Here is an 18,367-nt window from a genome sequence, read left to right as displayed (position 1 = left end):
CAGCCGGGTGTGGTGGGATCAACGCCTATGGGAATCAAGGTGGGGCTGGAGCATCGCACCAGTTACACGTTCGACCGGCTGGTGAAAGTCCATCCACACGTCGTCCGTTTGCGTCCGGCGCCTCATTCGCGCACTCCGATCGAGGCGTATTCGCTGCAGGTCGAACCCGCCGACCACTTCGTCAACTGGCAGCAGGATGCATTCGGCAACTTCCTGGCCCGGCTGGTGTTTCCCGACCGCACCCGCGAGCTGACGATCACCGTCGGCCTCATCGCCGACCTCAAGGTCATCAACCCCTTCGACTTCTTCATCGAGGAATGGGCCGAGACGTGGCCCTTCTCGTACCCCAAGGCGCTGCTGGAGGATCTCGAGCCGTACCTCCGGCCGGTCGACGAGGACGGCGAGGGGTCCGGCCCCGGTGAGCTGACGCAGGATTGGGTCAAGAACTTCAGCGTGCGTCCCGGCACCCGCACCATCGACTTCCTCGTCGCCCTCAACGGCGCGATCAACGCCGACGTGGGCTACAGCGTCCGCATGGAAGCCGGGGTTCAGACGCCCGATCACACGCTGCGGACCGCCATCGGCTCCTGCCGCGACTCGGCCTGGCTCATGGTGTCGGTGCTTCGTCAGATGGGCCTGGCCGCCCGCTTCGTCTCCGGGTACCTGGTTCAGCTCACCTCCGACGTCAAGGCGCTCGACGGTCCGTCGGGACCGGCGGCGGACTTCACCGACCTGCACGCCTGGACCGAGGTCTACATCCCGGGTGCCGGCTGGATCGGCCTGGACCCGACGTCGGCGCTGTTCGCCGGGGAGGGCCACATTCCTCTCTCGGCGACGCCGCACCCGGCGTCGGCCGCGCCGATCAGCGGGGCCACCGACCCGTGCGGGGTGACCCTCGACTTCTCCAACGTCGTGACCCGGGTTCACGAAGACCCTCGCGTGACGCTGCCCTATACCCCGGCGGCCTGGGATTCGATCCTCGAGCTGGGAGCCGCCGTCGACGCGCGCATGGCCGCTGCCGACGTGCGCCTGACCATGGGCGGTGAACCGACGTTCGTCTCCGTCGACGACCAGGTGGCGCCCGAGTGGACGACCGACGCCGACGGACCGCACAAGCGCGAGCGTGCCTCCGCGCTGGCTGCCCGGCTCAAGGAGATCTGGGCACCGCAGGGCGTGGTGCAGCGCTCGCAGGGCAAGTGGTACCCGGGCGAACCCCTGCCGCGCTGGCAGATCATGCTGCACTGGCGCGCGGACGGAAAGCCGTTGTGGACCAACGCGGCACTGCTGGCCGACCCGTGGGCAGAGACCGCCGCCGAACCGGTTCCGTCCGATTCGGCCAAGCGGGTCCTCGGTGCCTTGGCCGCCGGCCTCGGCCTGCCCGACACCCAGGTGCGCCCCGCCTACGAGGACGCCCTCGCCAGGCTGGCCACCGCGGTGCGTCAGCCCGCAGGCGAACCCGTCGGTGCCGACGACGACTTGGCCGCCGACACGCCCGAGGCAAGGGCTGAATTGCTGGCCCGACTCGACGAGTCGGTCACCGAACCCAGCGCCTACGTGCTGCCGCTGCATCGCCGCGAGGACGACACCGGCTGGGCCAGCGCGGACTGGCAGCTCCGGCGCGGACGCATCGTTCTGCTGGCCGGTGATTCGCCCGCCGGGCTGCGGCTGCCGCTGGACGCCATCAGCTGGAAGCCACCCCGGGCCGCCCTCGACGCCGACCCGCTCGCCGCCCGCGGCGAGCTCCCCGACGGCCCGGACGGGGAGGACGCCGAGGGCGCCGAGATCGAGGAGGCCGGCGGCGCGCCGATCACCGCCATGGTCGCCGAGGTCCGCGACGGCGTGCTGTACGTCTTCCTCCCTCCCACCGAGGAACTCGAACACTTCGTCGACGTCGTGACCCGACTGGAGGCCGCTGCCGCCGAGGCCGGCTGTCCGTTGGTACTCGAGGGCTACGGCCCCCCGGCCGACGCGCGACTGACGTCGATGTCGGTGACGCCCGACCCGGGTGTCATCGAGGTCAACGTCGCCCCCACCGCCAGCTTCGCCGAGCAGCGCGCCCAGCTCGAAACCCTCTACGAACAAGCACGACTGGCCCGCCTGTCGACGGAGTCCTTCGACGTCGACGGCACCCACGGCGGCACCGGCGGCGGCAACCACATCACCCTCGGCGGCATCAGTCCCGCCGAGTCGCCGATGCTGCGCCGCCCCGACGTGCTGGTGTCGATGCTCACCTACTGGCAGCGCCACCCCGCCCTGTCCTACCTGTTCTCCGGACGCTTCATCGGCACCACCTCCCAAGCGCCGCGGGTCGACGAGGGACGCACCGAGTCGCTCTACGAGCTGGAGATCGCGTTCGCCGAGATCGACCGGCTGACGCGGGAAGTCGAGACTGACTCCCCGTGGGTCGTCGACCGCGCCCTCCGCCACCTCCTCACCGACATCACCGGCAACACCCACCGCGCCGAATTCTGCATCGACAAGCTCTACAGTCCCGACAGTGCCCGCGGGCGGCTGGGGCTGCTCGAACTCCGTGGTTTCGAGATGCCACCGCACTTCCAGATGGCCATGGTGCAGTCGCTACTGGTGCGCTCGCTGGTGTCCTGGTTCTGGGATCAACCCCTTCGGGCCCCGCTGATTCGGCACGGGGCCAACTTGCATGGCCGATACCTGTTGCCGCACTTCATCATTCAAGACATCGCCGACGTGGCGGCGGACCTTCGCGCCCACGGCATCGCCTTCGACACCAGCTGGCTGGACCCGTTCACCGAGTTCCGCTTCCCGCGCGTGGGCACCGCGGTGTTCGACGGCGTCGAGATCGAGCTGCGCGGCGCGATCGAACCGTGGAACGTCCTGGGGGAGGAGTCCACCGCCGGCGGCACCGCCCGCTACGTCGACTCGTCGGTCGAACGTCTGCAGGTTCGCCTCATCGGGGCCGACCGTGAGCGCTACGTCGTCACCGCCAACGGCCACCCCGTCCCGCTGCTGGCGACCAACAGTGGGGACGTTCAGGTCGGCGGGGTGCGGTACCGCGCCTGGCAGCCGCCCAGCGCGCTGCACCCCACCATCACCGTCGACGACCCGCTGCGCTTCGAGCTCGTCGACGTCGCCTCCGGGACCTCGCGCGGCGGGTGCACCTATCACGTGAGCCATCCCGGCGGCCGGTCCTACGACCACCCACCCGTCAACGCCGTCGAAGCCGAATCTCGGCGCGGCCGACGGTTCGAGGCCACCGGATTCACTCCCGGACACGTCGACGTGTCCGACATCCGGGAGAAGCAGGCCCGTCAGTTCACCGACGCGGGCGCGCCGGGCATCCTCGACCTTCGTCGGGTGCGTACCGTGCTGCGGTGATGGTCCTACGCACCGACGGCCCCCCGGAGCCCACATCCGCCGTCACCCTGGTGGCCAAGTACCGCGCTGCTCGCGCGCAGGAGTCCTTGTTCGACGACCGCACCGGCAACGCCAGCAGCTACGACGAGTTCGTCGACCCGTCCGGTACCGTCCGGCCGGCCTGGCGGGAGTTGGCCGAGTGCGTGGCCGACCGCGGACCATACGGCCTGGACCGGCTGCGGTCTGTGGTCAGCAGCCTCGTCGACGCCGACGGCATCACCTTCGTCCAGGTCGACCCCGCGGCGGTCGGCGACGCCGTCACCCATGGCGACGGCACCCAGGTTCCCGGCCCGTGGCTTCTGGACCCGCTGCCCGTCGTGGTCTCCTCCTCGGACTGGGAGACCCTGGAAGCCGGTCTGGTGCAACGCTCGCGACTGCTGGACGCGGTGCTGACCGATCTGTACGGCGCGCGCAAGTCGATCACCAGCGGGGTGCTGCCCCCGCAATTGCTGTTCGCCCACCCGGGGTACGTCCGCGCCGCGCGCGGTATCGAGGTACCGGGCAGGCATCAGCTGTTCCTCCACGGCGTCGACGTCAGCCGCGACGAGTGCGGGGAGTTCCGCGTCAACGCCGACTGGACCCAGGCGCCGTCCGGGGCGGGGTACGCCCTGGCCGACCGGCGGGTGGTGGCACACGCGTTTCCCGAACTCTACGAACGCATCGCGCCCCGGCCGGTGTCGCCGTGGGCGCAGGCGCTGCGGCTGGCGCTCATCGACGCCGCACCGGAGTCTGCCGGAGAGCCCGTCGTGGTCGTGCTCAGCCCGGGTACCCATTCCGAGACGGCGTTCGACCAGGCCTACCTCGCCAGCGTGCTCGGCTTCCCGCTGGTCGAGAGCGCCGACCTCGTGGTCCGCGACGGCAAGCTGTGGATGCGGTCGCTGGGCACGCTCAAGCGCGTCGACGTGGTGTTGCGCCGCGTCGACGCCGCCTACGCCGATCCGCTGGATCTGAGGGCCGATTCACGCCTCGGCGTGGTCGGGTTGGTCGAGGTGCTGCGACGTGGGGCGGTCACCGTGGTCAACACCCTGGGCAGTGGGATCCTGGAAAGTCCTGGGCTGCAACGCTTTCTGCCGGAGCTGGCCGAGCTGCTCGTCGGTGAGACGCCGCAGCTCGGCGCGGCGCCGATGTACTGGGGCGGCGTCGACGTGGAGCGCTCGCATCTGCTGAGTCACCTTTCGGCGCTGCTGATCCGGCCGGTGACCGGTGGCGAGCCAATCGTCGGACCCATGCTGTCCGCAGGCGAGCGCGACGCGCTGGCGGCGCGGATCGCCGCCACACCATGGCAGTGGGTAGGCCAGGAGCTCCCTCGATTCGCCTCGGCGCCCACCGCGCACTCGCCCAACGGAATGTCCCCTGCCAACACCGGGATGAGGTTGTTCACCGTCGCGCAGCGCGGCGGTTACGCCCCGATGCAGGGTGGCTTGGGCTACCTGCTGGAGCCGGGCAACGCGGCCTACCGGATGAACACCCTTGCCGCCAAGGACGTCTGGGTGCGCTCGCCGACGCGGGTGATCGCCGAGCGGACGCCTGCCCCCGCGGTCGACCTGCCCGCGATCACCCCGAGCCCGACCCGTGCGGTCAGCTCGCCGCGCGTCCTGTCGGATCTCTTCTGGCTCGGCCGGTACGGTGAGCGCGCCGAGAACATGGCCCGGTTGCTGGGCGTCACCCGCGAGCGGTACCACGAATTCCGTTATCGCCAAGACGTTCCCGACAGTGAATGCGTGCCCGTGCTGCTGACCGCTCTGGGGCGCATCACCGGCACCGATACCGGAGCCGCCGGTGACGCCGCCGAGATGATCGCCATCGCGCCGACGACGCTGTGGTCACTGACCGCGGACCGACGCCGGGCCGGATCACTGGCCCAGTCGGTGGAGCGGCTGGGGTCGGCCGCCCGGTCGGTTCGCGACCAGATGTCGCACGACACCTGGATGGTGCTCGCCGCGGTCGACCGTGCCGTGCTTCGGCACTCGTCGACGCCGCCGGATTCCCACACCGAGGGCGACGGTTATCTGGCCACCGCGCACAGTCAGACGCTGGCGGGCATGCTCGCGATGTCCGGCGTGGCAGCCGAATCGATGGTCCGCGACGTCGGCTGGACCATGATGGACATCGGCAAGCGGATCGAACGCGGCATCTGGCTGGCCGCGCTCATGCGCTCGACCCTGACGACGGTGCGCAGCCCCGGCGCCGAGCAGACGATCACCGAGTCGACGTTGGTGACGTGCGAGTCGTCGGTCATCTACCGTCGGCGCACCCTGGGCAAGGTGAGCGTCGCCGCCGTGGCCGATCTGCTGCTGTTCGACGGCGAGAACCCGCGCTCGCTGGCCTACCAATTCGAACGGCTGCGGGTGAATCTCAAGGCGCTGCCGTCGTCCTCGGGATCCACCGGCCCCGAACGTCTCGTCGACGAGGTGGCGGCGCGGCTGCGGCGGCTGGACCCCGCCGACCTCGAGGAGGTCGCCGACGGCACCCGCCCCGAGCTCGACAGCCTGCTCGGCGGCATCCACGACGACCTGCGGGAGCTGTCCCGCCGCATCACCGCGACGCATCTGTCGCTGCCCGGTGGCATGCAACCGATCTGGGGTCCCGACGAACGACGGGTCATGCCGTGACCGCGACGGTGGGCACCCGGGCCTACGAGATCACCCACCGGACGATGTACCACTATTCCGACGACGTGACGAGCTCGTACGGTCGGGGTTTCCTGACCCCGCGGGACTCGTCACGGCAGCGATGCCTGTCGCACGAACTGCTGATCGACCCCGAGGCGGAGGACAGTTCCACGAGCCGCGACGCCTACGGAAACGTGAGCTCGTACTTCCACGTCACCGAACGCCACCGGGCGCTGACCATCACCAGCCATTCGGTGGTGGAGGTCGACCCGCCGCCTGCCGAGCTGTACTCCGGGGGCTCGGCGCTCGCGCCGTGGGAGATCTCCCGGCCGGTGGGCACCGAGGGCGCGCTGGCCGTCGAGTTCACCCTGGACCTGCAGAAGCCCGAGATCACCGATGCCGTTCGCGACTACGCCGCACCCAGTTTCGAGCCCGGGCGACCGCTGATCGAGGTGCTGCGCGATCTGAACGCCAGGATCAACCGCGACTTCACCTACCGGTCGGGTTCGACGACCGTGTCCACCCGGGTGGCCGAAGTTTTGGTGGCCCGCGAAGGGGTATGTCAGGACTTCGCCAGGCTCGCGATCGCTTGCCTGCGCTCCAACGGTCTGGCCGCCAGTTACGTCTCTGGCTATCTCGCGACGGACCCACCCCCTGGAAGGGAACGCATGGTCGGGATCGACGCGACGCACGCCTGGGCGTCGGTGTGGACACCGCAGAATCAATGGTTTGGTTTCGACCCCACCAACGACGCTCTGGTCGACGAACGCTACGTGGTCGCAGGTTTCGGCCGCGACTACGTGGACGTGCCGCCGCTGCGCGGCATCATCTACACCGACTCGGAGAGCAGCAAGATCGACGTGTCGGTCGACGTGGCTCCCCTGACCAGGGATGTGGCCGGTGCGTGACTTCATCTGCCCGAACTGCGGGCAGCACTTGGCGTTCGAGAACTCGGTGTGCCTGTCGTGCCGCAGCCGGTTGGGGTTCTCCCTCGACCAGATGGCCTTCCTGGTCATCGCGAGCGGTGAAGAAAGCGAACACGGTGGCGCCGTCGACGCCAGCGAGTATCGGTTGTGCGCCAATCTGCATGCCGCCGAATGCAACTGGCTGGTGAAGGTGGCTCCCGTGCCGCAGCTGTGCACCTCGTGCGCACTGACGCGGATGCGCCCCAACGACGCCGACACACCGGCCATGGCGGCCTTCGCCGTCGCCGAGAAGGCCAAGCGCCGGCTGATCGTCGAACTCGTCGACCTCAAGCTGCCCATCGTCGGACGCGACGTCGACCCCAACTTCGGCTTGGCCTTCGACCTGCTGTCCAGCGAGTTCGAGAAGGTGTTCACCGGGCACGAGAACGGTGTCATCACCCTCGACCTCGCCGAGGGCGACGACGTACACCGCGAGCAGTTGCGGATCGCGATGGCCGAACCGTATCGCACGCTGCTCGGGCACTTTCGCCACGAAATCGGCCATTACTACTACTACCGACTCGTCGGTGTGGCGTCGGAGTACGAAGAGCGGGCCCGAGAACTGTTCGGCGACGCCGAGTCCGACTACCAAGCGGCGCTGGACCGGCACTACAGCGAGGGCGCACCCGCCGGCTGGGAACGCGACTTCGTGTCGTCCTACGCCACCATGCATCCGGCCGAGGACTGGGCGGAGACCTTTGCGCACTACCTGCACATCCGCGACACCCTCGACACCGCCGCGGCATTCGGCTTCGCCCCGGCCGGAGCGACGTTCGAGCGACGCAACCTGGGCCCCAGCGGCTTCGACTCGATCATCGACCTGTGGCTGCCGCTGTCGTGGGCGCTGAACATGGTCAACCGGTCGATGGGTCACGACGATCTCTACCCGTTCGTGTTGCCGGCCAAGGTGTTGGAGAAGATGCGCTTCATCCACACGGTGATCGACGAGGTCACCTCCGACCCGGCGAAGCTGGCCGCGGCCAGGGGTGTCGACTAACGCCCAACCAGCCCACCGTCGATCAGGCTGCGTGCCGTGTCGACCAGGGTGTCGGCCACCGGGCGCGGGTGCCAGCCCAGCAGCTCGGTCGCCTTGATGGCGTCGATGCGCTTGGGTTCGCCGAGCAGTCCGGCGAGTTCTCGTAGTGCCGGGACGACCCGAGCCCCCGTGCGCACCAACCAGTCTGGTGCCGTGTGGCGTGGCACGCGTCGGCCGTCGGGACCGAGGTGGGCGCGCAACGTCGCCGCGGTCTCGGGGAACGACACGGGTTGACCGGCCGCGGCCAGGAAACGTTCGCCGACGGCGCGCGGATCGTGCAGCGCCTTGACGTGTAGGTCGGCGACGTCGCGGACGTCGACCACCGCGAATGACGCGCGGGGTAGCAACGGCGGCCGACCCTCGAGGAGCTCCTTGACGATCCGAACCGAGGTGGCGAGGTCGGTGCCGAGCACCGGTCCGAAGATGCCCACCGGGTTGACCACCGTCAGGTCGAGGTCGTGAGCGGCGGCGAACTTCCAGGCGTCCCGCTCGGCCAGCGTCTTGGACTTGACGTAGGGCGAGTTCGGCGCGGTGGGATCGGTCCAGTCGGTCTCGTCGTAGGGCGCGCCAGACGGTTTGGGGCTGTAGCCGACCGCCGCGAACGACGACGTGAGGACCACCCGCCGGATCCCGACGGCATTCGCGGCGCGCAGCACGCGCAGGGTGCCCTCCCGTGCCGGGACGATCACGTCGTCCTCGTTCTCCGGCTGTCGAGCGGGGAACGGCGACGCGACGTGCAGGACCGCGTCGCAGCCCGCCACGGCCACGGTCCAGCCGTCGTCGGTGGTCAGATCGGCGACCGCGACCTCGTCCGCCGCCCGTACCTCGGCGTTGCGGCCGGGGGAGCGGACCGTCGTGCGGACGCGGTATCCGTCTGCCGACAGTCGGCGGATGACGTGTCCGGCAAGGTATCCCGTGCCGCCGGTGACCAGGACCAGCCCTCGATCCTCAGACATCGGTGCTCGCCCCCTCGTCGGCGAGTAGACGGGCACCGAGTTCGAGCACGACGTCGACGATCTCGCGTTCGGCCGCCGTGTCGCCGGCCTCCCTGGCCGCCCACATCCGAGCCTTCGCGGTGACGTAGCTCTCGCGTAACCGAAGCCGGGCGATCTCGTCACGCAGCCGGGCCGCGTGCGCCTCGAACAGCGCGCGTTGGTCGGCGGTCGCGTCGGCGCCGCGCCGGGTGTTGGCGACGTACCGCCTGATGTCGGCGACCGACATGCCGCTTCCGCGAAGGCAGCTCAGCGATTCGACGGTGCCGACCAACTCGGCCGGGTAGCGGCGGTGGCCGCTGCTGGGATCCCTCGGCACGGCCTCGATGAGACCGATGCGTTCGTAGTACCGCAGGGTGGACTCGGCCAGGCCGGTGCGGCGCGAGACTTGCTGAATGGTCAGGTCGCGATCGGCCGTCGCGACGGCGTCGGTGGTCATGGCCCCACTCTGCCGAACTTCAAGCGCTTCAAGTCAAGTCTCGGTCACCGATCGGTTACGGCGTCGGCGCGGCAGCCTCAGGAGGCCGGCATCATTCCTAGGCTCGGCTCCGTGAACGACAGATACGGCTCCGACATCCTGTCCCGAGATCCGCACGCCGCGCGGCGGGTGCGCTCCACCGAAATGGCGGCCGACGTCGGCCTCGTGGTCGAGGACGTCGAAACCGGCTACGTCGGAGCCATCGTGGCTGTCGAGTACGGCCGGATGGTGCTTGAGGACTTCGACGGTCACCGACGACCCTTCACGGTCGGACCCGGATACCTGGTCGACGGCAAGCCGGTGATCCTCACCCCGCCCAAGGCCACTGCGCCCGCCGCACCCACCCGCACGGCGTCCGGTTCGGTCGCCGTCACGCACGCCCGCGCGCGCACCGCCCGCGCCAGCCGCATCTACGTCGAGGGTCGCCACGACGCCGAACTGGTCGAGCAGGTGTGGGGCGCCGACCTCCGCATCGAGGGCGTCGTCGTCGAATATCTCGGCGGCGTCGACGATCTCGCCACCATCGTCGCCGACTTCGACCCGGGTCCCGCCCGTCGGCTCGGCGTCCTCGTCGACCACCTCGTCGCCGGCTCGAAGGAAGCCCGGATCGCCGAGGCCGTCCGGCGGGGCCGCGGTGGTGAGCACACCCTGGTCGTCGGCCACCCCTACGTCGACGTGTGGCAAGCAGTGAAGCCCGCCCGGCTCGGTCTGAAGCAGTGGCCCGTCATACCCCGGCACGTCGAGTGGAAGCACGGCATCTGCGACGCGCTGGGCTGGCCGCACGCCACCCAGGCCGACATCGCGAATGCGTGGCGTCGCATTCGCGGCACGGTGCGCGACTGGAACGACCTGGAGCCCGCCTTGATCGGCCGCGTCGAGGAGTTGATCGACTTCGTCACCACTGATTAGTGGTGGACGTCGATCTTGAAATGCGCGATCATCCGTGGCATGTCGCTGCCTCCGCCGCTGCCGCCCGAGCCCAATCAGCCCTACCCGGGGTCCAATCCGCCGTACCCGCCGCCGCCTCCACCGCCGTACGGCGGCTACCCACCGCCGCCCTACCCGGGGCAGTACGGGGTGGACGCCTGGGGTAGGCCGCTGTCGGACAAGAGCAAGCTGGTCGCCGGGCTGCTGCAGCTGTTCCTGGGCACCTTCGGCATCGGGCGGTTCTACCTGGGCTACAACGGGATCGCCGTCGCGCAGCTCGCGGTGAGCCTGCTGACCTGCGGCATCGGTGCCATCTGGCCGTTCGTCGACGGCATCCTCATCCTGGTGGGCAAGGTCCCGGACCCACAGGGCCGGCCACTGCGCGACTGACGCCGGTGACAGGCGACGTGGTAAGCCTGTCCCGTGGCCGATGGTCTGTTCGACGTGGTGTCCGACCCGGGAGACGGTGAGGGCATTCCCGGTGGTGGACCGTCGGCCCCGCTGGCGGTGCGGATGCGGCCCGCCTCGCTCGACGAGGTCGTTGGTCAGGATCACCTGCTGCGCGACGGTTCACCTCTGCGACGGCTGGTCGACGGTTCCGGCGCGGCGTCGGTCATCCTCTACGGTCCGCCCGGCACCGGGAAGACGACACTGGCGTCGCTGATCTCCCAGGCGACGGGGCGTCGATTCGAGGCCCTCTCGGCGCTGTCGGCAGGGGTCAAGGACGTCCGGGCGGTAATCGACGTGGCCCGTCGCGCCGCGGTGCACGGCAAGCAGACCGTTCTCTTCATCGACGAGGTCCACCGGTTCTCCAAGACCCAGCAGGACGCCTTGCTGGCGGCCGTGGAGAACCGCGTCGTGCTCCTGGTGGCGGCGACCACGGAGAATCCGTCGTTCTCCGTGGTGGCGCCGCTGCTGTCACGGTCGTTGATCCTGCAGTTGCAGCCGTTGGGCGCCGACGCCGTGCGCACGGTGGTCGAACGCGCCGTCGCCGATCCGCGCGGCCTCGACGGCTCGGTGACCGTCGAGCCCGACGCGGTCGAACTCCTCGTCCAACTCGCCGCGGGCGACGCCCGCCGGGCCCTGACCGCCCTCGAGGTCGCGTCGGAGACGGCCGGGGTGGCGGGATCGGTGACCGTCGAGGTGGTCGAACAGTCGCTGGACAAGGCCGCCGTGCGCTACGACCGCGACGGCGACCAGCACTACGACGTGGTCAGCGCCTTCATCAAGTCGATTCGCGGCTCCGACGTCGACGCCGCACTGCACTACCTGGCCCGCATGCTGACCGCGGGCGAGGACCCCCGTTTCATCGCCCGACGGCTGACGATCCTGGCCAGCGAGGACGTCGGGATGGCCGACCCGACGGCGCTGCTGACGGCCGTGGCCGCCGCGCAGACCGTCGCGCTCATCGGCATGCCCGAGGCGCAGCTCACGCTCGCCCACGCGACCGTGCACCTGGCGACCAGCCCGAAGTCCAACGCGGTGACGACCGCGCTGGGGGCGGCGATGGGCGACATCAAGGCGGGCAAGGCGGGATTGGTGCCGCCGCACCTGCGCGACGGTCACTACTCGGGGGCCGCGGCGCTGGGCAACGCCCAGGGCTACGTGTACCCCCACGACGATCCCGATGGGATTGTGGCGCAACAGTATGCGCCCGACGACCTGGTCGGCGTCGACTACTACCGGCCGACCACCCACGGCGCGGAGCGCGACATCGCCGGGCGCCTCGACAAGCTACGGGCCATCCTCCGCCGGCGGCGTTAGACCCCGAAACGCACTCAGGGCTGCGATCTTCGCGGATCGCAGCCCTGAGTTCTCGGGGGACTAGCGGCGCAGCGCGCCCGTGCGGCGCCGGCCCATGAGGCTGGCCACCAGGGCGACGCCGACCGCGGCGACGACGACCTGGACAAGCAGCTCCATCCAGTCGATGCCGTTGGTGGCGGTCGGGATGCCGAGCTGGCGGGCGAGCCAGGTGCCGATCAGTGCCGACACGATGCCGACGCCGATGGTGACGAGCAAACCGATGGGCTGCTTGCCGGGGAGGACCAGTCGTCCCAGCAGGCCGATGATGAGGCCGATGACGATGGCGGTGATGATGCCGGTGGGGGTCATGGGAGGTCACTTTCGTCGAGGGGTACGAGGTGCGTTGAGCTGGAAGGGAAGTACCCCCGGGGGGCGCGAATAAACGTCGCCGTGAATAACGGTGCGACGTAACCTCGGGTGGTGAACTCGAAAGTCATCGACGTCGACACCTCGCGCCGCCGCACCGTGGACCTCACCGACGACGTGCGGTCGTTTTGCGCGTCCAGAGGGGACGGGCTGTGCAACGTCTTCGTGCCGCACGCCACGGCCGGCGTCGCGATCCTCGAGACCGGTGCCGGCTCGGACGCCGACTTCGTCGACGCCTTGGAGCGACTGCTGCCCCGCGACGACCGCTACCGCCACGCGCACGGCTCGCCGGGCCACGGTGCCGATCACGTGCTGCCGGGCCTCGTCCCGCCGTCGGTGACGATTCCGGTCCAGGGTGGCGAACCGCTGCTCGGCACGTGGCAGAGTGTCGTGCTCGTCGACTTGAACGTCGACAACCCGCGGCGCTCGGTGCGCATCAGCTTCGTGGCGGGCTGAGCCGCGCCCTCGCAGAGTTGATCGTGATGGGCCGGTAGTGTGATGCGGTCGAGAATCGGCATCGGGCAAGACACCACGTAATCAAGGGACGGCAGCACGTGCAGACACACGAGATCAGGAAGCGCTTCCTCGATCACTTCGTGAACGCGGGTCACACCGAGGTGCCGAGCGCATCGGTCATCCTCGACGATCCGAACCTGCTGTTCGTCAACGCGGGCATGGTCCAGTTCGTGCCCTACTTCCTGGGTCAGCAGAAACCGCCGTGGAATCGGGCGACCAGCGTCCAGAAGTGCATCCGTACCCCGGACATCGACGAAGTCGGCATCACCACCCGCCACAACACGTTCTTCCAGATGGCCGGCAACTTCTCCTTCGGTGACTACTTCAAGAAGGGCGCCATCGAGTTCGCCTGGACGCTGCTGACCAATCCTCAGGATCAGGGCGGCTACGGCTTCGACCCCGAAACCCTTTGGGCGACGGTCTATCTCGACGACGACGAGGCAATCAGTCTGTGGCAGGAGGTCGCCGGACTGCCGCTGGAGCGCATCCAGCGTCGCGGCATGGCCGACAACTACTGGTCGATGGGCATCCCCGGGCCGTGCGGGCCGTCCTCGGAGATCTACGTCGACCGCGGACCCGAATACGGCGTCGACGGCGGCCCCGAGGCCAACGAGGACCGCTACATCGAGATTTGGAATCTCGTCTTCATGCAGAACGAACGCGGCGAGGGCACCGGCAAGTCCGACTTCGAGATCCTCGGCCCGTTGCCGCGCCAGAACATCGACACCGGCATGGGCGTCGAACGCGTCGCCTGCCTGCTGCAAGGCGTGGACAACGTCTACGAGACCGACTTGATGCGGCCCACCATCGACCTCGTCGCCGGAATCGCCCCGCGCGGGTATGGGGCAGGCAATCACGCGGACGACGTCCGCTACCGAATCATCGCCGACCACAGCCGCACCGCGGCGATCATCATCGGCGACGGCGTGACCCCCGGCAACGACGGTCGCGGGTACGTGCTGCGGCGGTTGCTGCGACGGGTCATCCGCTCGGCGAAGCTCCTTGGCGTCGACACCCCGGTCATGGGTGACCTGATGGCATGCGTCCGCGACGCCATGGGTCCCTCCTACCCCGAACTCGTCACGGACTTCGACCGGATCAGTCGGATCGCCATCGCCGAGGAGACGGCGTTCAATCGCACGCTGGCCTCCGGATCGCGACTCTTCGACGATGCGGCGAAGTCCACCAAGACATCCGGGCTCTCCGTGCTGTCCGGCGCCGACGCGTTCGCGCTGCACGACACCTACGGCTTCCCGATCGAACTGACCTTGGAGATGGCCGCCGAGACCGGGCTGACAGTCGACGAGGAGGGCTTCCGCGGCCTGATGGCCGAGCAGCGTCAGCGCGCGAAGGCCGACGCCGCCGCCCGCAAGCATGCCCATGCCGACCTGTCGGCGTACCGCGAACTCGTCGACGCCGGTGCCACCGAATTCACCGGTTTCGACGAGTTGTCCTCCGAGGCAAGGGTTCTCGGCATCTTCGTCGACGGCAGGCGAGTGCCGGTGGTGGCGCACGGGGGAGAGGGCGAGCGCGTCGAACTCGTCCTGGACCGCACTCCGCTCTACGCCGAGTCCGGTGGCCAGATCGCCGACGTCGGCTCGATCACGGGCACGGGCTCCAGCGGCGCCGCCAGGGCCGCCGTCAGCGACGTGCAGAAGATCGCGAAGACGTTGTTCGTGCACCGGGTCAACGTCGAATCCGGCGAGTTCGTCGAGGGCGACACCATCGTCGCGAGCGTCGACCCGACGTGGCGCCACGGCGCCACCCAGGGCCACTCCGGCACCCACATGGTGCACGCCGCGTTGCGACAGGTGTTGGGACCCAACGCCGTTCAGGCCGGTTCGCTGAACAGGCCCGGTTACCTCCGCTTCGACTTCAACTGGCAGGGTGCGCTGAGCGACGATCAGCGCGAGCAGATCGAGGTCGTCACCAACGAGGCCGTGCAAGCGGACTACGCGGTCAACACGATGTACACCAAACTGGAGAAGGCCAAGGCGATGGGCGCGATGGCGCTCTTCGGCGAGGCCTATCCCGAGGACGTTCGTCTCGTCGAGATCGGCGGACCCTTCTCCCTTGAACTGTGCGGCGGCACCCACGTGCACAACTCCGCGCAGATCGGACCCGTGACGATCCTCGGCGAATCCTCCGTCGGCTCGGGTGTGCGTCGCGTCGAGGCCTACGTCGGACTCGACTCGTTCCGGTACCTGGCCAAGGAGCGCGCGCTCATGGCAGGCCTGGCGTCGTCGCTGAAGGTGCCGTCGGAGGACGTGCCCGCCCGCGTCGCCACGCTCGTCGAGCGGCTCAAGGTCGCCGAGCGAGAACTCGACCGGGCCCGGCTCGCCGGCGCCCGCGCGGCCGCGGCCGACGCCGCCGCCAGCGCCGAACAGGTGGGTAGGGTTCGTGTCGTGGCTCAGCGCATGACCGGCCTCTCGGCGGCTGACCTGCGCAGCCTCGTCGGCGACGTCAAGGGCAAGCTCGGATCCGAGCCGGGGGTGGTGGCCCTGGTCGCCGAGGGCGAGGGTGACGCGGTCCCGTTCGTCGTCGCCGTCAACCCGGCCGCTCAGGACCTGGGCCTCAACGCTGGAGACCTCGTCAAGGCCCTCGGCGGGCCGCTCAACGGGCGCGGCGGCGGAAAGGCCGACCTGGCGCAGGGCTCGGGCAGCGGAGCGGCGAACGTCGACGCGGCGCTGTCGGCGCTGCTGGCCGAGATCGCCCGGAGCTGACCTCCTTGACCGACACCGACGACCGTCAGCCCGACCGGCCGGGTGGTGACGACCCCGGACGAGGGCGACGGCTCGGCGTCGACGTGGGCACGGTACGCATCGGCGTGGCCACCAGCGACCCCGACGGCATCCTGGCGACGCCGGTCGAGACCGTGGCCCGCGACCGGCGCGACGTCGCAGGCAAGCACATCCGCCGCCTGGTCGTACTCACCGGGGAACTGGACGTCGTGGAGGTCGTGGTCGGCCTGCCCCGCACCCTGGCCGACCGCACCGGCCCCTCGGCGCTGGACGCCATCGCCGTCGCCGACGCGCTCGCGGCGAAGATCGCCCCGATTCCGGTGCGGTTGGCCGACGAGAGACTCACCACCGTCACCGCCCAGAGGTCGCTGCGAGAGGCCGGCATCCGTGCGAAGGGACAGAAATCGATGATCGACCAGGTGGCCGCCGTCGGCATCCTGCAGACCTGGTTGGACCGACGGCGGGACGTCCTCGCCAAGAGCAGCGGAGCAACCGATGCCTGACGACTGGGGCCGCGACCGCCCGGCCCCCGAAGCGGTGGGGCGGCCACGCCGGACGATGAGCCGCACCGAACGCGCGCGCGCCAACCGCAACCGGCGACGGCGTCGCAACCTGACCGTGCTCTCGGTGCTGGTGCTCGTCGCCGTGATCGTCGGCGCCGGCCTGCTCGGCTCCAAGGTGTGGCACGGATTGTTCGGTGGTACGCCCAGCGACTACTCGGGTGACGGGGTCAAGGACGTCGTGGTGCAGGTGCACACCGGTGACACCACCACCGCCATCGGCAAGACCCTGCAGGACGGCGGCGTGGTCGCGACGTCGCAGGCCTTCGTCGACGCCGCCGCGGGCAACGCGTCCATTTCGGCAATCCAGCCGGGGTTCTACAAGGTGCGCACCGAGATCCCGGCCGCCAACGCCGTCACCCGGCTCGCCGATCCCCAGAACCGGGTCGGCCGCTTCACGATCCCCGAGGGCCGCCAACTCGACGACATCGCCGACGTGAAGTCCGGCGCCGTCACCAAGGGCGTCTTCTCGCTGATCGCCGACGCCACGTGCGTCGACCTGGACGGGGACCGCACGTGCGGTGTGACCGCGGGGGACCTGAAGAACGCCGCGGGCGCCGCCGATCTCGCATCCCTGGCGATTCCCGCGTGGGCCGCCGATCCCGTCAAGGCGATGGGACGGGACCACCGTCGCATCGAGGGTCTGATCGCACCGGGTACCTGGAACATCGACCCGTCGGCCCCGGCCACGGGCATCCTGTCGACGCTCATCGGCGCCAGCGTCGCGAACTACGAGCAGAACGGATTGCTGGCCGCGGGCAACGCCGAGAATCTGACGCCCTACCAGGTGCTGATCGTCGCGTCGTTGGTGCAGCGGGAATCCAAGCCGCAGGACTTCGCCAAGGTCGCCAGGGTCATCTACAACCGGTTGATCGCCCCCGACCACCGCAGGCTGGAGTTCGACTCGACGGTCAACTACTCGCTGGATCGTCAAGAGGTCGCCACGACCGATGCCGACCGGGGTAGGAACACTCCCTGGAACACCTATGTGCGAGAAGGGCTTCCGGCCACGCCGATCTGCTCGCCAGGTCAGCCCGCCGTCGCCGCCGCGGAGGACCCCGAGCCGGGGGACTGGCTGTACTTCGTGACCGTCGACATGCAGGGCACCACCTTGTTCACGCGCGACTACCAGCAGCATCTGGCCAACATCGAGGTGGCCCGACGCAACGGTGTGCTCGACAGCGCACGATGACGGCCCGCCGCGCGGCGGTGCTTGGCTCGCCGATCGCGCACTCCCGCTCACCGCAGTTGCACCTGGCTGCCTACCGCGTGCTGGGACTCCTCGACTGGACCTACGAGCGCATCGAGTGCACCGCCGACCAGTTGCCGTCCCTCGTGGGTGGTCTCGGCCCCGAGTGGGTGGGGCTCTCGGTCACGATGCCGGGGAAGTTCGCCGCGCTGCGGTTCGCCGACGAGCGGACCGATCGCGCACACCTCGTCGGCTCCGCCAACACCCTCGTCCGAACCGCCGCGGGCTGGTTGGCCGACAACACCGACGTCGACGGCGTGATCGGCGCCCTGGACGGGCTGGCTCCGTCGTCGGCCGCGGTGCTCGGTTCCGGCGGTACCGCCCCGGCGGCCGTGGTGGCCCTCGCCGAGCTGGGCGCCAGCGACGTCGCCGTCGTCGCGCGCAGTCCCGAGCGGGCAGCGCCCCTCGTCGACCTCGGCACGCGATGTGGCATGACGTCGCACTGGGTCGAGCTGGGCCGGCCGGTGCGCGGCGTCGACGTCGTGGTCAACACGATTCCCGCCGACGTCGCCGCTCGGTTCGTCGACGCCGTCGCGCCGGCTCCGGTGTTGCTCGACGCGATCTACGACCCGTGGCCGACCCCCTTGGCCGCAGCCGTCGCCGACGCCGGAGGCCGCGTCGTCAACGGGTTGGAGATGCTGCTGAACCAGGCGTTCGCCCAAGTGGAGCGGTTCACCGGTCTGCCTGCACCCAAAGAGGCGATGACGGCGGCGCTGGAGCGACCGTAGGCTC

Annotated in this window: 15 protein-coding genes; 12 read left to right on the top strand and 3 right to left on the bottom strand. The window is 69.7% G+C overall.

Annotated features, from left to right (window positions below; all coding sequences use genetic code 11):
* The first annotated feature begins 27 nt into the window (after positions 1-27).
* From H7K45_RS20830 to H7K45_RS20815, 4 genes are read left to right on the top strand one after another with little or no spacing between them, the layout of a single operon-like run.
* Positions 28-3,351 (top strand): transglutaminase family protein, encoded by a 3,324-nt coding sequence (locus tag H7K45_RS20830; protein ID WP_263997867.1) that lies wholly within the window; start codon positions 28-30, stop codon positions 3,349-3,351.
* Positions 3,351-6,002 carry a circularly permuted type 2 ATP-grasp protein gene (locus H7K45_RS20825; RefSeq protein ID WP_263998382.1) on the top strand — a complete coding sequence of 884 codons (2,652 nt, stop codon included), beginning with the start codon at positions 3,351-3,353 and terminating at the stop codon, positions 6,000-6,002. Before H7K45_RS20830 ends, H7K45_RS20825 begins: the two co-directional genes overlap by 1 nt.
* Positions 5,999-6,910 carry a transglutaminase family protein gene (locus tag H7K45_RS20820; RefSeq protein ID WP_263997866.1) on the top strand — a complete coding sequence of 304 codons (912 nt, stop codon included), beginning with the start codon at positions 5,999-6,001 and terminating at the stop codon, positions 6,908-6,910. The genes H7K45_RS20825 and H7K45_RS20820 overlap by 4 nt, the downstream gene beginning before the upstream one ends.
* Positions 6,903-7,964: a zinc-binding metallopeptidase family protein gene (locus H7K45_RS20815; protein ID WP_263997865.1), complete on the top strand. Its 1,062-nt coding sequence runs from the start codon at positions 6,903-6,905 to the stop codon at positions 7,962-7,964. Before H7K45_RS20820 ends, H7K45_RS20815 begins: the two co-directional genes overlap by 8 nt.
* Here the strand turns inward: H7K45_RS20815 and H7K45_RS20810 are convergent.
* Together H7K45_RS20810 and H7K45_RS20805 are read right to left on the bottom strand one after the other, a co-directional pair.
* The gene (locus tag H7K45_RS20810; RefSeq protein ID WP_263997864.1) at positions 7,961-8,959 is read right to left on the bottom strand and encodes an NAD-dependent epimerase/dehydratase family protein; all 999 of its coding nucleotides are present in this window, start codon (positions 8,957-8,959) and stop codon (positions 7,961-7,963) included. The two genes, H7K45_RS20815 and H7K45_RS20810, sit on opposite strands and share 4 nt — an antisense overlap.
* Positions 8,952-9,434, bottom strand: coding sequence for a MerR family transcriptional regulator (locus H7K45_RS20805; protein WP_263997862.1), 483 nt, complete (start codon positions 9,432-9,434; stop codon positions 8,952-8,954). The genes H7K45_RS20810 and H7K45_RS20805 overlap by 8 nt, the downstream gene beginning before the upstream one ends.
* Positions 9,435-9,545: 111 nt before the next feature.
* Here H7K45_RS20805 and H7K45_RS20800 point away from each other — a divergent pair, with 111 nt between their 5' ends.
* Genes H7K45_RS20800 through H7K45_RS20790 form a run of 3 tightly spaced genes read left to right on the top strand, consistent with a single transcriptional unit; the run spans position 9,546 to position 12,164 of the window.
* Positions 9,546-10,382, top strand: a complete 837-nt coding sequence (locus tag H7K45_RS20800) for a DUF3097 domain-containing protein (protein ID WP_263997861.1) — start codon at positions 9,546-9,548, stop codon at positions 10,380-10,382.
* A 39-nt stretch (positions 10,383-10,421) separates the two neighbouring features.
* On the top strand, positions 10,422-10,790 hold the full coding sequence (locus H7K45_RS20795) for a TM2 domain-containing protein (RefSeq protein ID WP_263997859.1): 369 nt from the start codon (positions 10,422-10,424) through the stop codon (positions 10,788-10,790).
* A 33-nt stretch (positions 10,791-10,823) separates the two neighbouring features.
* On the top strand, positions 10,824-12,164 hold the full coding sequence (locus H7K45_RS20790) for a replication-associated recombination protein A (protein WP_372512600.1): 1,341 nt from the start codon (positions 10,824-10,826) through the stop codon (positions 12,162-12,164).
* Between the two features lie 60 nt (positions 12,165-12,224).
* Here H7K45_RS20790 and H7K45_RS20785 read toward each other — a convergent pair whose 3' ends face one another.
* The gene (locus H7K45_RS20785; RefSeq protein WP_263997857.1) at positions 12,225-12,512 is read right to left on the bottom strand and encodes a GlsB/YeaQ/YmgE family stress response membrane protein; all 288 of its coding nucleotides are present in this window, start codon (positions 12,510-12,512) and stop codon (positions 12,225-12,227) included.
* A 111-nt stretch (positions 12,513-12,623) separates the two neighbouring features.
* On the opposite strand from H7K45_RS20785, the gene H7K45_RS20780 reads away from it, so the two are divergent.
* The 5 genes from H7K45_RS20780 to H7K45_RS20760 all read left to right on the top strand — a co-directional run bounded on the left by H7K45_RS20780 (position 12,624) and on the right by H7K45_RS20760 (position 18,363).
* Positions 12,624-13,025 (top strand): secondary thiamine-phosphate synthase enzyme YjbQ, encoded by a 402-nt coding sequence (locus H7K45_RS20780; protein WP_263997856.1) that lies wholly within the window; start codon positions 12,624-12,626, stop codon positions 13,023-13,025.
* Between the two features lie 98 nt (positions 13,026-13,123).
* Positions 13,124-15,808 (top strand): alanine--tRNA ligase, encoded by a 2,685-nt coding sequence (alaS, locus tag H7K45_RS20775; RefSeq protein WP_263997855.1) that lies wholly within the window; start codon positions 13,124-13,126, stop codon positions 15,806-15,808.
* Between the two features lie 5 nt (positions 15,809-15,813).
* A complete protein-coding gene (gene ruvX, locus H7K45_RS20770) occupies positions 15,814-16,329 on the top strand; it encodes a Holliday junction resolvase RuvX (RefSeq protein ID WP_263997853.1) in 516 nt (171 codons plus the stop codon).
* The gene (locus H7K45_RS20765; RefSeq protein WP_263997852.1) at positions 16,322-17,578 is read left to right on the top strand and encodes an endolytic transglycosylase MltG; all 1,257 of its coding nucleotides are present in this window, start codon (positions 16,322-16,324) and stop codon (positions 17,576-17,578) included. Before ruvX ends, H7K45_RS20765 begins: the two co-directional genes overlap by 8 nt.
* Positions 17,575-18,363, top strand: a complete 789-nt coding sequence (locus H7K45_RS20760; protein WP_263997851.1) for a shikimate dehydrogenase — start codon at positions 17,575-17,577, stop codon at positions 18,361-18,363. Before H7K45_RS20765 ends, H7K45_RS20760 begins: the two co-directional genes overlap by 4 nt.
* Positions 18,364-18,367 lie beyond the last annotated feature (4 nt).

The sequence above is a fragment of the Mycobacterium yunnanensis genome (assembly GCF_025823185.1).
GTDB lineage: Bacteria > Actinomycetota > Actinomycetes > Mycobacteriales > Mycobacteriaceae > Mycobacterium > Mycobacterium yunnanensis.
This window is presented reverse-complemented; position numbering and strand designations above follow the sequence as displayed.

What these genes read in the sequence shown, in the direction of transcription:
- H7K45_RS20825 (WP_263998382.1), top strand. Translation starts at nt 3,351, where the DNA reads ATGGTCCTACGCACCGACGGCCCCCCGGAGCCCACATCCGCCGTCACC.
- H7K45_RS20810 (WP_263997864.1), bottom strand. Translation starts at nt 8,959, where the DNA reads ATGTCTGAGGATCGAGGGCTGGTCCTGGTCACCGGCGGCACGGGATAC.
- H7K45_RS20795 (WP_263997859.1), top strand. Translation starts at nt 10,422, where the DNA reads ATGTCGCTGCCTCCGCCGCTGCCGCCCGAGCCCAATCAGCCCTACCCG.
- H7K45_RS20830 (WP_263997867.1), top strand. Translation starts at nt 28, where the DNA reads ATGGGAATCAAGGTGGGGCTGGAGCATCGCACCAGTTACACGTTCGAC.
- H7K45_RS20760 (WP_263997851.1), top strand. Translation starts at nt 17,575, where the DNA reads ATGACGGCCCGCCGCGCGGCGGTGCTTGGCTCGCCGATCGCGCACTCC.
- H7K45_RS20785 (WP_263997857.1), bottom strand. Translation starts at nt 12,512, where the DNA reads ATGACCCCCACCGGCATCATCACCGCCATCGTCATCGGCCTCATCATC.
- H7K45_RS20765 (WP_263997852.1), top strand. Translation starts at nt 16,322, where the DNA reads ATGCCTGACGACTGGGGCCGCGACCGCCCGGCCCCCGAAGCGGTGGGG.
- H7K45_RS20805 (WP_263997862.1), bottom strand. Translation starts at nt 9,434, where the DNA reads ATGACCACCGACGCCGTCGCGACGGCCGATCGCGACCTGACCATTCAG.